We start from the raw sequence: 14,576 nt of genomic DNA on the forward strand, positions 1-14,576 counted from the left end.
GGATGGGTTCTCCATAAAAAAGGCTTACCTCCCGGTAAGCCTTTTCCCTGCCATGTAGGACTCAATCCCCCAACGCTTCCCCCTCACGCCTTGGATCTGCTCCACCCGCCAGAGACGCTTTCCCCTGCGCATCCCTGACCCGGACAATCGCCTGCGTCCCGCTGGTCATGTCGATCTCGCTCACGTTGTGCCCCTTGTCCTTCAGCGCTTGAATCAGCTCGGCGCTGAACTGCCCGCGTTCCAGTTCGGTCGGGCCGTTGCGGCTGCCGAAGTTGGGCAGGTTGATGGCGGTTTGCGGGTCGAGGTTCCAGTCGAGCAGGCCCAGGGTAGATTTGGCCACGTACTCGATGATTTGCGAGCCGCCGGGAGAGCCGATGGTGGCGAGGAATTCGCCGCTCTGGCGGTCGAAGATCAGGGTCGGCGCCATGGATGAGCGCGGGCGTTTGCCGGGTTCGACGCGGTTGGCGACCTTTTGCCCGTTTTCTTCGGGGATGAACGAGAAGTCGGTCATCTGGTTGTTGAGCAGAAAGCCCTGGACCATCAGGTGCGAGCCGAACGCGGATTCGACCGTGGTGGTCATCGATACCGCACCACCCAAGTCATCGACCGCCACCACCTGAGAGGTGGAAATGCGCAGTGGCGAGCGGTCCGGCGCGTAGGCGACCTGAATGCCCGGCGGGGTGCCGGGTTTGGCCATGCCCATGCTGCTATCACCGATCAGAGCGGCGCGGCTGGCCAGATAGGTCGGGTTCACCAGACCTTTGACCGGGACGGGCACGAAGTCGCTGTCGGCGACGTACTGTGCACGGTCGGCGTAAGCGAGGCGCTCGGCTTCGGAGATCAGGTGCACGGCTTCAGGGGCCGGTTCGATGCCGGCGGGTTGGGCGCTTTTGACCGGCTTCAGTGGCGACAGGGCATAACGCGGGTCGCGGGCTTCCAGCGCCTGCAAGGTGCCGAGAATCTGCGCCACGGCGATTCCGCCCGACGACGGTGGCGGCATGCCGCAGACTTGCCAGCGTTTGTAATCGGTGCACAACGGCGCGCGTTCCTTGGCGGTGTAACCATTGAGGTCGTTCAGCGACAGCGTGCCGGGGTTGGCGTGGCCCTGAACCTTGGCGACGATTTCCTGCGCGATGGGGCCTTTGTACAGCGCATCGGGACCTTCCTTGGCGATGCGTTTGAATACGGCGGCCAGTGCCGGATTTTTCAGTGAGGTGCCGACGGCTTTCGGGCTGCCATCCGCATTCAGGAAGTACGCCATCATGTCCGGCGAGCGTTGCATGGACGAATCCGAAGCAATCAACTGATGCAGGCGCGGCGAGATGGCGAAGCCTTGTTCCGCGAGTTTGATCGCCGGCTCGAACAGCTGCGCCCAAGGCAGGCGACCGTGTTTTTGATGGGCCAGTTCCAGCGCCCGCAACACGCCCGGCGTGCCGACCGAGCGACCGCCAATCTGCGCCTGAGTGAACGGCATTGGTTTGCCATCGGCCTGCAGGAACAGCTTCTCGGTGGCACCTGCCGGTGCGGTTTCGCGACCGTCGTACGTGCGCACGGCTTTGCCATCCCACAACACAATCAACGCGCCACCACCGATACCCGACGATTGCGGCTCGACCAGCGTCAGCACTGCTTGCATGGCGATGGCGGCATCAATCGCCGAACCGCCCTGGCGCAGCATCGCGCGTCCGGCTTCGGCAGCGAGTGGGTTGGCTGCTGCTGCCATGTGTTTTGAGGCGTGGCGGGTTTGCAGGTCGGTGCGATAGCCCGAGGCGGTTTCCGGTGCGACCGGTAAGGTCGAGGAGGGCGGGGCACTGCACGCCGCGAGGATTAATGCACTGGCAGTCAGCGAAAGGGCTGACAGGCGATAGCGGCTCAAATGAAGGGTTGAGAACACGCGGGGCACTCCGTCCGTGGGAAAAGTTCAGGGGACTTTATCGGCCGACAGGAAGCGACGCAAACCACAGGACGTTTTGTCCTTCATCCATTGACGGATTTTCTGTAGGGTCGAGGGCAACAGGCAGGCCAGAAAACAAACAAGAGGCAGACATGCAGACCGACTTTCCCACCCAGCCCGGTTATCGCACCCAGCGTGAACAGTTTCTGGCCGCAGCGACCACGGCCGGCGCGACGCTGACTGAGTACCCGCACCCGCTCAAAGGGCCGTTCGGTGAGCCGTTGAGCACCGATGTGGCGGTACTCGGTGATCCGGGCGCCAAGCGCTTGCTGGTCGCGTTGAGCGGCACTCACGGGGTCGAAGGTTTCTATGGCTCGGGCTGTCAGATCAAATGGATGCAGGAGTTGGGCAAGCGTTCACTGCCGGCCGATGTCGCCGTGGTGTTCGTTCATCTGATCAATCCCTGGGGCACGGCGTGGCTGCGCCGGGTCAACGAAGACAACATCGACCTGAACCGCAATCACCTGAACTTTGAACATCCACTGCCGGACAACCGGGCCTACGCCGCGCTGCATGAAATCTATGCCTGCACTGAATTGACAGGCCCCGAGCGTGATCGCGCCGATGCGCTGCTCAACCAGCAGATCCACGATCACGGCTGGCCGGCGGTGATGTCGATTGTCGAGGGCGGCCAGCACAGTCATCCCGATGGTCTGTTCTATGGCGGGCGAGCACCGGCCTGGTCGAACCGTACGTTGCACCAGATCCTGCAAAAGCATGTCGCCCACGCCGAGGTCGCGATGTGCTTTGACCTGCACACCGGCGCCGGGGAGTACGGCCATCCGATGTTGCTGACCATCACCGAGTCGGCCTACCCGGCGTTGCCAGAGGCGCAGGCCATTTACGGGCCATGGCTCTACACGCTACTGACCGGCGCCGATACGCTGAGCGAAACCGGCGTGGCCGCGACGGCAACCGGCTACACCTCGCAGGCGCTGATCGACGCGTTGCCGCAGTTGCGCCTGATGCCTTTCGTGATTGAGTGCGGGACGTATCCGGGGGCCGAGGTTCATCGTCATCTGCGTGACGATCATTGGTTGCATCTGCACGGCAATCCGAGTGATGCGGTAGGGCGCGAGATCAAACTGAATCTGTTGGAACAGTTCTATCCTGCCGACAGCGACTGGCAGGCAATGGTCTGGTTGCGTACGTGGCAGATATGGGAGCGGGGGTTGTCGGCGCTGGCGGCGATGCGTTCCTGACAGGCGTTGTGGTCCGGTTCAGGTTTTGTGGAGTCTGTCAGGCCGCCATCGCCGGCAAGCCGGCTCCTACAGGTTTTGTGTCGACCGAAGAGTTTGCGCACGACACATGTCCATGTAGGAGCCGGCTTGCCGGCGATGGCGTGCTCGCAGTCGATACAAGGCTCGAGGCCCTCATCGCCGGCAAGCCGGGCTCCTGCAGGTTTTGTGTTGGCCAAAGAATCCGTGCACTTTTCTCCGGGCATAAAAAAACGGCCTACCTTTCGGTAAGCCGTTTTTAGTACTTGGTGGCTACACAGGGACTTGAACCCCGGACCCCAGCATTATGAATGCTATGCTCTAACCAACTGAGCTATGTAGCCAAGTGGCGCGCATTATTCACCGGTAATGCAGATGCGTCAAGCGTAAATCTAAAATATTTCTCTACACTTTCAACCGCTTATCCTCCAGAGCCGAAAAACCGGACCGGGGGAGGGCGTCAACCGAGCTGGAATCTCCCGGTATTGGCACTCAGGGCCTTGCTGCCCTGGCTCAAGGTGTCCGCCGCCAGGTTCACCGCCCGCGCGCCTTCGAGCAAGCGGACAGCCGCCTGATCGACCTGCTGGATGTTGCCGCTGACTTCGTCGGCAGTGGTCGCTTGCTCGTCGACCGCCGTGGCAATTTGCGCCAACGTGTCGGTGACACTCTGCACGGCACTGGCGATTTCCCCCAGTCGTTCGCCGAGGCCAGTGACTGCTTGCGCATCGGATTGCGCCTGGCCACAGGCGGCTTCCATCAGGCTCACGGCTTCGTTCACCGTGTTGCGCAGGCTGTCGACGGTGCCGGCGATCTGCGCAGTGGACGATTGGGTGCGCTGCGAGAGGCTGCGCACTTCATCGGCCACCACCGCAAAGCCACGGCCCTGTTCACCGGCACGCGCGGCCTCGATAGCGGCGTTGAGCGCCAACAGGTTGGTCTGCTCGGCAACGCCGCGAATGGTGTCGACCACCAACTGAATCTGCTGCCCTTGTTCGCTGACCCGTCCGAGTGCGGCCGCCGTGTCGTTCAAACGCTGGTTGAGCTGCTGGATGCTCGCCGTTGTGCGCTGGCTGTCACGGCTACTGTCGGCAGCAATGCGCCGGGTATGCTGAGCGCTGCCGGAGGCCTGTTCGCAACTCTGGGCAACCCCTTGGGAAGTGGCGGCCAATTGCGTTGCCGCTGCCGCAATCTGGCTGATCTGCAATTGCTGCGCCTCGACCTCGCCCAAGGCGCCACTGGAATGGTGATTGAGCGTGCGCACCGCGTTACTCAGCTGCAAAGTTTCGTGATCGACCCCCAACAGACTATTGCGCAGTTGCACCACCGCAACGTTGAGCGCGGTGCTGATCGCCGCCAGTTCGTCGCGGCCTTCAACCGGCACTTGCAGGCTCAGATTGCCGTCGCGCAAGGCTTCGGCCAGCAGCGTGATGCCGCTGGCGCTGCGGCGGATCGAAGCCTGCAAGCAGATGAACAGGTACAGCGCGGCCAGCAGCAGGCAACCAAAGATCACGGCCACCAGAATGAACTGGCGGATCGCCGAGCCATGGTAGTAATCCAGACGCTGATCCAGCGAAACCAACGACTGCTGACGCAGCGAAGCGAGGTCGGTGAGCAGGCTGTCCAGGCTGCGTTCGAACTCCTCGGGTTTGAGTTTGATGCTGCCGCCAAACACGCCGTCATCGAGCACTTTCAGCTCGGCATCGAGGTGTTTGAGGTTGTCATGGTACTGCCCGGCCCACGCCTGCAAGGCACTGGGCAGGCGCGCTTCCAGCAGGCCAGCGGTTTTGACAAGCTGCTCGCGGGCGTCGCCGATGCGGCTACGCAGGTCGCGCAATTGCAGGCGGCTTTGCAGGGTGAATTGCCCGGACACCACCGACGCCTGGCCGACGCTGGCCAGACGGCCGACGCGCTCGATCAGGTCCGGCGCGTGTTGCGTCGAGATCTGCGTCAGCAGGTAGGTTTCCAGCCACGGTGCGAGGGTCAGGCGATTGTCCATGGCGATCTGCTCGCGCAGGGCCTGCAGGGCACTCAAGGCGTTGGTGAAACGGTCGTAACCGTCCGGCCACCAGCCGACGCTGCTCAGGCTTTTCGAATCGAGGCCGTTGAGCGCGGTTTGCAGCGCTTGGTAGCGAGTGAGGGTTTCGCCCTCGGCGCCTTCGGTTTGCAACGCGTTGCCAAGGTCCGTGGTGGCTTGCGCGACCGCCGGCTGAACGGCATCGAACGCCGCCATCGCGGCGAGGGTGGCCGGTGTCGGTTGGCGATTGGTCTCGGTGGCACGCCAGCGCGCGGCGCGATCACGCTGGGCGGCGAGCAGGTTATCCAGCGCATCCAGCGCGAGCAGTTGCCGAACCCCGGCACGTTCGCCGGAAATCAGGTTCAGTTTGGCGCGATAGTCCTGGCCGATCATCAGCAGGCTACCCGCCAGTGGCAGGATAAACAGCAGAAACAACAACTGAAATTTACGGGCGAAGCCGAAACGCCCCAGCAACCCGATCCCCGGAGATAAAAAAGCCTGCATGCCCCATGACTCCTCTGGACACCACGCACCAATGGCGTGCGTCGAAGTCGTTGCGACCGCGACTCGTGTCCTTTTTAAAGGCCTCGAAAGTTCACCCTCGCCAGCTCTGTAGGCCGACTCTGTAGCGAAACTTCCCATTCTCGGTGCCCTTTGTAAGGGCACCGCGTTGAAGCGGATAACAAGGCAAGATTCAGACCATGGCGTTGCGCTATTACTTGCGGAAATTAGTTCGTTAGCTGGCTAAGGGGATGGCGCTGCTGCACTGAAAAATGGCACATTGACGCACCTGCCCGTGTGCACCCATCTGTTGTACGGAAACTCCCATGGCTATCAGCAATGCCCAGACCGGCGCGACGCCGGCATCCGCGACGTCACAAAGCAGCCCTCTGGTCATGCGCATCATCGGTGCCGTGGCGCTGGCGCATTTGATCAACGACCTGATTCAGTCGGTGCTGCCGTCGATCTACCCGATGCTCAAGGCCAACTACGGCCTGACCTTCACCCAGGTCGGCCTGATCACCCTGACCTTTCAACTGACGGCCTCGCTGTTACAACCGTGGGTCGGTTACCACACCGATCGTCATCCCAAACCCTGGCTGCTTCCGGCCGGTACGGTGTGTACGTTGATTGGTATTTTGATGATGTCGGTGGTCGGCAGCTTTCCGATGATCCTGCTGGCGGCAGGGCTGATCGGTATTGGTTCCTCGACCTTTCACCCGGAAGCCTCCCGTGTGGCGCGACTGGCTTCGGGCGGGCGCTTCGGTCTGGCGCAATCGACTTTTCAGGTAGGCGGTAACGCGGGTTCGGCCTTTGGCCCATTGCTGGCGGCGGCGATCATCATTCCGTTCGGCCAGGGCCATGTGGCGTGGTTCGGCTTGTTCGCGTTGTTTGCGCTGTTCGTGCTCTACCGGATCAGCCGTTGGTACGCCAATCACTTGAACCTGTTCAAGCTCAAGCAAGGTCAGGCGGCCACTCATGGCTTGTCGAAGGGCAGGGTCACCAGTGCGCTGGTGGTGCTGGGGCTGCTGGTGTTCTCCAAGTATTTCTACATGGCCAGTCTGACCAGTTACTTCACCTTTTACCTGATCGAGAAATTCGACCTCTCGGTGGCCAGTTCGCAGCTGCATTTGTTCCTGTTTCTGGGGGCGGTGGCGGCGGGGACTTTCTTCGGCGGGCCGATTGGCGACAAGATCGGGCGTAAGGCGGTGATCTGGTTTTCGATCCTTGGGGTTGCGCCGTTCACCCTGATCCTGCCGCATGTTGATTTGTTCTGGACCAGCATTCTGAGCGTGGTGATTGGCTTCATCCTGGCCTCGGCATTCTCGGCCATTGTGGTTTATGCACAGGAATTGGTGCCGGGTAATGTCGGGATGATTGCCGGGGTGTTCTTCGGGCTGATGTTCGGTTTCGGCGGGATTGGCGCGGCGTTGCTGGGGCATCTGGCGGACGTGCACGGCATCGAATACGTGTACTTCCTGTGCTCGTTCCTGCCGTTGTTGGGCGTGTTGGCGATCTTCCTGCCAAGAACCAAAAAGGCCTGAACACCACTGACCTGTAGGAGCGTGGCTTGCCCGCGAAGAACGATGACGCGGTGATTCAGGTAAACCGCGTTATCGTTCTTCGCGGGCAAGTCGGATCGCCGCACCGCTCGCTCCTACAGGATTGGGTGTTGCCCGGATTTCAGGCACAAAAAAGCCGCGTATCAAACGCGGCTTTTTCTTGGGCGGGTGTTTTTACACGTTGAAACGGAAGTGCATCACGTCGCCGTCTTTAACGATGTAGTCCTTGCCTTCCAGACGCCATTTACCGGCTTCTTTGGTGCCGGCTTCGCCCTTGTACTGGATGAAGTCGTCGTAGGCGATGACTTCGGCGCGGATGAAGCCTTTTTCGAAGTCGGTGTGGATCACGCCAGCGGCTTGCGGTGCGGTGGCACCAACGCGGACGGTCCAGGCGCGGACTTCTTCGACACCGGCGGTGAAGTAGGTCTGCAGGTGCAGCATTTCGTAGCCGGCGCGGATCACGCGGTTCAGGCCAGGCTCTTCGAGGCCAAGGGCTTCGAGGAACATGTCTTTCTCTTCGCCGTCATCCAGCTCGGCGATTTCCGCTTCGATCTTGTTGCACACCGGAACAACCACGGCGCCTTCTTCTTCGGCGATGTCGCGGACCACGTCCAGGTGCGGGTTGTTTTCGAAACCGTCTTCAGCGACGTTAGCGATGTACATGACCGGTTTGGTGGTCAGCAGGTGGAAGCCCTTGATCACTGCTTTCTCGTCGGTGCCCATGCTCTTCATCAGGCTGCGTGCCGGCTTGCCTTCGGTGAAGTGAGCGATCAGTTGCTCCAGCAGGCCTTTCTGGACCACTGCGTCCTTGTCACCGCCCTTGGCGTTGCGTGCGACTTTCTGCAGTTGCTTCTCGCAGCTGTCGAGGTCGGCGAAGATCAGTTCCAGGTCGATGATTTCGATGTCGCGTTTCGGGTCGACGCTGTTGGAGACGTGAATCACGTTCTCGTCTTCGAAGCAGCGGACCACGTGGGCGATGGCATCGGTTTCACGGATGTTGGCCAGGAACTTGTTGCCCAGGCCTTCACCTTTCGAGGCGCCGGCAACGAGGCCCGCGATGTCGACGAATTCCATGGTGGTCGGCAGGATGCGCTTTGGTTTGACGATGGCCGCCAAGGCGTCCAGACGCGGATCCGGCATCGGCACGATACCGCTGTTCGGCTCGATGGTGCAGAAGGGGAAGTTCTCGGCCGCGATCCCGGATTTGGTCAGGGCGTTGAACAGGGTGGACTTACCGACGTTAGGCAGGCCGACGATGCCGCAATTGAATCCCATGGTGTTTTCCCCGAGGAGTAGAGTCAGGCCTTCTGGCTGTGCAGGTTTTTCATCGCGCGGTTCCATTCCCCGGCGAGGATATCCGGCAGCACGCCGAGGGCAAAGTCGATGCTGGCATCGAGTTTTTCCTGTTCGGCGCGTGGCGCACGACCCAGGACGAAATTTGAAACCATACTGGCTACGCCCGGATGGCCAATGCCAAGCCGCAAGCGGTAGAAGGTATTCTGATTGCCCAGTTGCGCGATGATGTCGCGCAACCCGTTGTGACCGCCATGGCCGCCGCCCTGTTTGAGTTTGGCAACGCCCGGTGGCAGGTCGAGTTCGTCATGCGCCACGAGGATTTCTTCAGGCTTGATGCGGAAGAATCCTGCGAGTGCCGCCACGGCCTGGCCGCTGCGGTTCATGTACGTGGTGGGAATCAGCAGACGAACATCCTGACCCTGGTGCGAATAACGCCCGGTCAGGCCGAAATATTTGCGGTCCGCCACAAGGTTGACGCCTTGTGCGTTCGCGATGCGCTCAACAAAAAGGGCCCCTGCGTTATGCCGGGTCTGTTCGTATTCAGCGCCTGGATTTCCCAGGCCAACGATCAGTTTGATGGCAGTCACGATAGGGGCCCTTCTTTGGAGTGGTGGATAACATCGCCGCAATCCGGGTGTGCGGCGAAAGTGGACGACAAGTGCTCATTTACCATTATGTAAACTCCGCGTTCTCGCCCGCTTTCTCGCTACGTTCCAGTCCGCGATGTTACCGGGTCACTCCGGCATCACAGAGTGAATTACTCTGCAGCGCCTTCAGCAGCTTCTGGAGCAACACGTGGAGCGTGGACGTTGGCAACAGCCTTGTCATCGCCGTGTGCCAGAGCAACAAACTCAACGCCTTTAGGGGCTTTGAGGTCGGACAGGTGAATGATCGAACCGATTTCGGCGTTAGCCAGGTCGACTTCGATGAATTCAGGCAGGTCTTTTGGCAGGCAGGTCACTTCGATTTCAGCAACAACGTGCGAAATCTCGCCGCCTTTCTTCGCTGGTGCTTCTTCGTTGATGAAGTGCACTGGAACGATAGCGGTCAGCTTTTGGCCGGCAACTACGCGTACGAAGTCAGCATGCATCACGTGGCCTTTGGCCGGGTGACGCTGCAGAGCTTTGATGATTACGTTTTGCTTGGTGCCACCAACGTTCAGCTCGATGATGTGGCTGTAAGCCGCTTCGTTTTCGAGCAGTTTGGCAACTTCTTTAGCCAGCATGCTGATGGATTCAGGGGCTTTTTCGCCACCGTAAACTACAGCTGGTACCAGGCTTGCGAGACGACGCAGGCGGCGGCTCGCACCTTTCCCCAGGTCGGAACGCACTTCAGCATTCAGAGTAAAATCGTTCATGTTGTATCTCCAAAATAACCACATTCGCCCCAGCGTTTGCGACCAGCGCTAAAGGCGATATGGGCAAAAAAGCCCCGCCCCGACAGGAATGCCGGGGCGGGGCGCTTTTCGTCAACGAGCTGTTCGAGAAGGGCAGGGCCCTTAACGGAACATCGCGCTGATCGATTCTTCATTGCTGATGCGGCGGACCGCTTCAGCAACAACCGGCGCGATATCCAGTTGACGGATACGCGAGCAGGCTTGAGCAGCAGCGGACAACGGGATGGTGTTAGTCACCACCAGTTCGTCCAGCATGGAATTTTCAATGTTTTCGATCGCCCGACCGGACAGCACAGGGTGTGTGCAGTAGGCGAAAACCTTGGCAGCGCCATGCTCTTTCAAAGCCTTTGCCGCGTGGCACAGAGTGCCGGCGGTATCGACCATGTCATCGACCAGAATACAGGTACGCCCTTCGACATCACCGATGATATGCATCACTTCAGAGTGATTGGCTTTCTCACGGCGTTTGTCGATGATCCCGAGATCCACGCCCAGGGATTTGGCAACAGCACGTGCACGCACGACGCCGCCAATGTCCGGGGACACGATCATCAGGTTTTCGAAGCGCTGATCTTCAATGTCATCCACCAGAACGGGGGAGCCGTAGATGTTATCTACCGGAATATCGAAGAAACCCTGGATTTGGTCAGCATGCAGATCAACCGTGAGAACACGGTCGATGCCGACTACGGTAAGCATGTCAGCAACGACTTTCGCGCTGATAGCCACACGTGCGGAACGCGGACGGCGATCCTGACGGGCATAACCAAAGTAAGGAATAACAGCAGTAATACGAGTAGCCGAGGAGCGGCGGAAGGCATCAGCCATCACTACCAGTTCCATCAGGTTATCGTTGGTCGGAGCGCAAGTCGGCTGAATAATGAAGACATCTTTACCGCGGACGTTTTCATTGATCTCGGCTGTAATCTCGCCGTCGGAAAACTTACCGACAGAGATGTCACCGAGAGGGATATGCAGCTGACGTACGACACGCCGAGCCAGATCGGGGTTAGCATTCCCCGTAAAGACCATCATCTTGGACACGCGCAGTACCTAGAGGCTGAGGGTAACCTGGATGAGTATAGAAAATGGCAGGGGCGGCTGGATTCGAACCAACGCATGGCAGGATCAAAACCTGCTGCCTTACCGCTTGGCGACGCCCCTGTATCTGTTGCAACGATTACCCAGTAATCGGTTCCTTTAGAGCAGACTTTGCAGCTTGCGATGCAACATCGAAACGTTGCTTCCCTTTGCTACAAACCCTGTAAGGGTCTCTGTAAGAAGGGCCGAGACTTTATCAGCTTCAGCTTTGCTTGGGAAGCCCCCAAACACACAACTTCCAGTTCCGGTGAGTTTTGCTTCGGTAAAATTACCTAACAAATTCAATGCGTTACGTACATCTGGATAACGCCTTGCTACCACCGGTAAGCAGTCATTTCGACTGTTTCCCTTGGGAACGGGGCGCACTTTAATGGGAGAAGAGTTACGTGTCAACAACGGATCTGAAAAAATTTCTGCTGTACTTACAGATACTTGCGGCACAAGCACGAGATACCACGGTTCTTCGGGGTCTACAGGGGTGAGTTTCTCTCCCACACCCTCGGCGAAAGCCGCGTGGCCACGCACGAAAACCGGGACGTCGGCGCCCAGCGTCAAGCCCAGTGCGGCCAGTCGATCCTCATCCCAACCCAGTTGCCAGAGGTGATTGAGCCCAAGCAAAGTCGTCGCGGCATTTGAACTGCCGCCACCGATGCCGCCGCCCATGGGCAGAATTTTTTCGATCCAGATGTCGATGCCGAGCGAACAACCGGATTGCTCCTGAAGTTTTTTTGCCGCTCGAACAATCAGATTGCTGTCGTGCGGTACGCCATCGAATTCGGTGTGCAGTTGAATCACGCCGTCGTCGCGCACGGCGAATGTAATTTCATCGCCGTAGTCGAGAAACTGAAAAATCGTCTGCAACTCGTGGTAACCGTCTTCACGGCGACCGAGGATGTGCAGCATCAGATTGAGTTTGGCTGGGGAGGGCAGCGTCAAGCGTGGGGTCGTCATGTTCATTGCCCCAGTTTGCGCGGTTGCCATTCCTTGATCACCAGCGTGACATCAAGGTCGGTGCCATGCAGTTTGATCCGCTCGGGCAGCCAAAAGCCGTTTTGCTCGGCGTAACTCAGGTATTCGACTTGCCAGCCATCCTGTTCCAGATTGGCCAGGCGGCTATCGGTGTCCAGGGTCAGGCGGCTCTTGCTGTCCGGCGCCGGGAGTCCGCGGACCCACCACGCCAGATGGGACACCGGCAACTTCCAGCCGAGCTGTTCTTCGAGCAGCACTTCCGGCGTCGGCGCTTCATAGCGCCCCTGATTGGCGACTTCCAGCGAAACCTTTCCGGGGTGTCCGGTCAGGCGTGCGGCGCCGCGACCCAGGGGGCCCGAAAGGCGAATGTCGTAATAGGACTGGCGCTGCAACCAGAACAGCGTGCCGCTGCCCGAGTCTTTTGGCGCGCGAATGCCGATCTTGCCGTTGATCTGCCAGCCGTCGAGGCCGGTCAGTTGTTCTTTGTGAGCGCGCCAGAGGCTGGCGTCGCCCTGACCCTGTACCGATTCGCGGGCACCGAAGCCCGCGCAACCGGCGAGCAGGGCGATGAAACTGAAAACGATGAAGTGGCGCAAAAACATAAGCTTAAAGAGTCTCTGATCCGGTCAGGCGCTTGATGGTGCCGCGCAGGATTGGGCTGTCGGGTTGTTCCTTGAGAAACTTGCCCCAGATTTGTTTGGCTTCGCGTTGTTTGCCATTGGCCCACAGGACTTCGCCGAGGTGAGCGGCCACTTCCTGGTCGGGAAAACGATCGAGCGCCTTGCGCAGCAGTTTTTCCGCTTCGTCGAGATTGCCCATGCGGAAATTCACCCAGCCGAGGCTGTCGAGTACCGCCGGGTCTTCCGGATTGATCTGGTGTGCCTGTTCGATCAGGGCCTTGGCTTCGGCATAACGCGTCGTGCGGTCGGACAAGGTGTAGCCGAGGGCGTTCAGTGCCATGGCGTTGTCCGGGTCGCGCTTGATGATCAGCCGCAGGTCTTTTTCCATCTGCGCCAGGTCATTGCGTTTTTCCGCCTGCATGGCGCGGGTGTACAGCAGATTCAGATCGTCCGGGTATTGCTGCAAGGCTTTATGCAGAACATTCCAGGCCTTGTCCCCCTGTTTATTGGCGGACAGGGTTTCGGCTTCGATCAGATACAGCTGAATCGCGTAATCGGGTTGTTCGTCACGCTCGGCCGCCAGGCGGCTTTGCGCTTCGGCGGTCTTGCCGTTGTTCATCAGGATATCGGCCTGGCGCAACTGTGCCGGCAGGTAGTCGTTGCCCGGGCCGACCTTGGCGTATTCGATCAGGGCGCCCTGGGGATCGTTGCGCTCTTCAGCGATACGGCCGAGGTTCAGGTGTGCCGAGTCGACATGGCTTTCACGGGCGATCAGGTCTTCCAGGTAGCCCTTGGCCTCGTCCCAGGCCTTGGCTTCCAGGCACACCAGCGCCAGGGAGTAACGCAATTCGTCGTCTTCGGGGTACTGCTGAACCAGGCTCGAAAACTCGACTTTGGCGTCGTCCATCCGGTCCTGTTCGACCAGCATGCGGGCATACGTCAGGCGCAGGCGTTTGTCGTCCGGGTATTTCTTGATGCTTTTTTGCAGCAGCGGCAACGCTTCATCACCACGATTGAGCGTTTGCAGCAGGCGTGCGCGCAGCAGAATCGGGGCTATTTCGCCGTCATCCGGCGGGTTGTCTTCCAGCAGCGTCAGTGCGCCTTTGCTGTCGCCGTCCTGTTGCATCAACAAGGCCTTGCCGAAAATCAGCTGGCTGTTGTTGGGGTGACGCTGCAACAAACGGTCAAAACTTTTCATCAGGCCGTTGCGGGTTTCCTGATCGGTATCGGCCGCAGACAGGGCCAGAAAATCGAAATGCGTGTCGCCCTTGCCTTGCAGGACTTTCTCCATATAGGCCATGGAGTCGTCATAACGCCCGGCGCGCGCCAGTTGCACGGCCGCGGCCCGTTGCGCCTCGAGGTCGTCCGGGGCGTTTTTCGCCCAGATCAGTGCAGTGTCCAGGGCAGCCTGATCGGCGCCCAGGTACTCGGCGATGCGAAACGCCCGTTCGGAGATGCCCGGATCCTGGGTGTTGATGGCCTGGGTCACGTAGTTGTCCAGCGCAATGTCGAAACGATTGCGTTGGCCAGCCAGTTCGGCGCTCAACAGGCTGAAGATGGTTTCTTCGCTGAACGAGCTGTAGACCTTGGGCTTTTCAGGGGCCGGAGTGCTGTCTTCGACCGGCGACGTACCGTCCGACGAAACGGGTGCCAAAGCCTGGCAGCCGCTGAGGAAGACAAAAGCGAGGAGCAACGCGGAAGATCTATTCATATAGGAAGAGGACGACTAACCTGCGGTCAGATCATCATGACACAAGCCTTCGGCCAAACATAACCGGCCGGGCATTTTCCCTGAAGCACGCGACAAACCCTTGTAGGAGCCGGCTTGCCGGCGATGGACTTTAAGGTGTCGCGTCTTTTCCAGAATAAATGCGCCATCGTTCACGACCATCGCCGGCAAGCCGGCTCCTACAGGGTGGTGCGTGGATCAAAAGTTGTGTAAACGA

11 protein-coding genes and 2 tRNA genes are annotated in these 14,576 nt (G+C 59.5%); 2 read left to right on the forward strand and 11 right to left on the reverse strand.

The window, feature by feature from the left end:
- Positions 1–61 precede the first annotated feature (61 nt).
- Positions 62–1,894: a gamma-glutamyltransferase gene (ggt, locus tag KGB25_RS22655; RefSeq protein ID WP_223436730.1), complete on the reverse strand. Its 1,833-nt coding sequence runs from the start codon at positions 1,892–1,894 to the stop codon at positions 62–64.
- 152 nt (positions 1,895–2,046) lie between these two features.
- Here ggt and KGB25_RS22660 point away from each other — a divergent pair, with 152 nt between their 5' ends.
- The gene (locus KGB25_RS22660) at positions 2,047–3,156 is read left to right on the forward strand and encodes a DUF2817 domain-containing protein (RefSeq protein WP_223436733.1); all 1,110 of its coding nucleotides are present in this window, start codon (positions 2,047–2,049) and stop codon (positions 3,154–3,156) included.
- A gap of 282 nt (positions 3,157–3,438) precedes the next feature.
- Here the strand turns inward: KGB25_RS22660 and KGB25_RS22665 are convergent.
- Both KGB25_RS22665 and KGB25_RS22670 read right to left on the reverse strand, forming a co-directional pair.
- Positions 3,439–3,515 (reverse strand) — tRNA-Met (locus KGB25_RS22665).
- A 116-nt stretch (positions 3,516–3,631) separates the two neighbouring features.
- The gene (locus KGB25_RS22670) at positions 3,632–5,689 is read right to left on the reverse strand and encodes a methyl-accepting chemotaxis protein (RefSeq protein ID WP_223436735.1); all 2,058 of its coding nucleotides are present in this window, start codon (positions 5,687–5,689) and stop codon (positions 3,632–3,634) included.
- Between the two features lie 323 nt (positions 5,690–6,012).
- On the opposite strand from KGB25_RS22670, the gene KGB25_RS22675 reads away from it, so the two are divergent.
- Positions 6,013–7,230: an MFS transporter gene (locus tag KGB25_RS22675; protein ID WP_008037203.1), complete on the forward strand. Its 1,218-nt coding sequence runs from the start codon at positions 6,013–6,015 to the stop codon at positions 7,228–7,230.
- A 192-nt stretch (positions 7,231–7,422) separates the two neighbouring features.
- Here KGB25_RS22675 and ychF read toward each other — a convergent pair whose 3' ends face one another.
- The 8 genes from ychF to KGB25_RS22715 form a co-directional block, all read right to left on the reverse strand.
- On the reverse strand, positions 7,423–8,523 hold the full coding sequence (gene ychF / locus KGB25_RS22680) for a redox-regulated ATPase YchF (RefSeq protein WP_223436737.1): 1,101 nt from the start codon (positions 8,521–8,523) through the stop codon (positions 7,423–7,425).
- A gap of 23 nt (positions 8,524–8,546) precedes the next feature.
- A complete protein-coding gene (gene pth, locus KGB25_RS22685; RefSeq protein ID WP_008037207.1) occupies positions 8,547–9,131 on the reverse strand; it encodes an aminoacyl-tRNA hydrolase in 585 nt (194 codons plus the stop codon).
- A 170-nt stretch (positions 9,132–9,301) separates the two neighbouring features.
- Positions 9,302–9,901 carry a 50S ribosomal protein L25/general stress protein Ctc gene (locus KGB25_RS22690; RefSeq protein ID WP_008025849.1) on the reverse strand — a complete coding sequence of 200 codons (600 nt, stop codon included), beginning with the start codon at positions 9,899–9,901 and terminating at the stop codon, positions 9,302–9,304.
- 141 nt (positions 9,902–10,042) lie between these two features.
- Positions 10,043–10,984 carry a ribose-phosphate pyrophosphokinase gene (locus KGB25_RS22695; RefSeq protein WP_003208392.1) on the reverse strand — a complete coding sequence of 314 codons (942 nt, stop codon included), beginning with the start codon at positions 10,982–10,984 and terminating at the stop codon, positions 10,043–10,045.
- A 45-nt stretch (positions 10,985–11,029) separates the two neighbouring features.
- Positions 11,030–11,104, reverse strand: a tRNA-Gln gene (locus tag KGB25_RS22700).
- Positions 11,105–11,140: 36 nt separating this feature from the next.
- Entirely contained in the window at positions 11,141–11,992 is an 852-nt protein-coding gene (ispE, locus tag KGB25_RS22705) for a 4-(cytidine 5'-diphospho)-2-C-methyl-D-erythritol kinase (protein ID WP_032828609.1), read from the reverse strand.
- A 2-nt stretch (positions 11,993–11,994) separates the two neighbouring features.
- On the reverse strand, positions 11,995–12,612 hold the full coding sequence (gene lolB / locus KGB25_RS22710; protein ID WP_223436740.1) for a lipoprotein insertase outer membrane protein LolB: 618 nt from the start codon (positions 12,610–12,612) through the stop codon (positions 11,995–11,997).
- A 4-nt stretch (positions 12,613–12,616) separates the two neighbouring features.
- Positions 12,617–14,341 (reverse strand): tetratricopeptide repeat protein, encoded by a 1,725-nt coding sequence (locus tag KGB25_RS22715; RefSeq protein WP_008025853.1) that lies wholly within the window; start codon positions 14,339–14,341, stop codon positions 12,617–12,619.
- Positions 14,342–14,576: the final 235 nt, after the last annotated feature.

Origin of the sequence: Pseudomonas sp. BF-RE-21 (genome assembly GCF_019947305.1) — a bacterium.
Lineage (GTDB): Bacteria > Pseudomonadota > Gammaproteobacteria > Pseudomonadales > Pseudomonadaceae > Aquipseudomonas > Aquipseudomonas migulae.

Coding starts and splice junctions, on each gene's coding strand:
- KGB25_RS22660 (WP_223436733.1), top strand. CDS start 2,047: ATGCAGACCGACTTTCCCACCCAGCCCGGTTATCGCACCCAGCGTGAA.
- KGB25_RS22670 (WP_223436735.1), bottom strand. CDS start 5,689: ATGCAGGCTTTTTTATCTCCGGGGATCGGGTTGCTGGGGCGTTTCGGC.
- KGB25_RS22675 (WP_008037203.1), top strand. CDS start 6,013: ATGGCTATCAGCAATGCCCAGACCGGCGCGACGCCGGCATCCGCGACG.
- ychF (WP_223436737.1), bottom strand. CDS start 8,523: ATGGGATTCAATTGCGGCATCGTCGGCCTGCCTAACGTCGGTAAGTCC.
- KGB25_RS22690 (WP_008025849.1), bottom strand. CDS start 9,901: ATGAACGATTTTACTCTGAATGCTGAAGTGCGTTCCGACCTGGGGAAA.
- ispE (WP_032828609.1), bottom strand. CDS start 11,992: ATGACGACCCCACGCTTGACGCTGCCCTCCCCAGCCAAACTCAATCTG.
- lolB (WP_223436740.1), bottom strand. CDS start 12,612: ATGTTTTTGCGCCACTTCATCGTTTTCAGTTTCATCGCCCTGCTCGCC.
- KGB25_RS22715 (WP_008025853.1), bottom strand. CDS start 14,341: ATGAATAGATCTTCCGCGTTGCTCCTCGCTTTTGTCTTCCTCAGCGGC.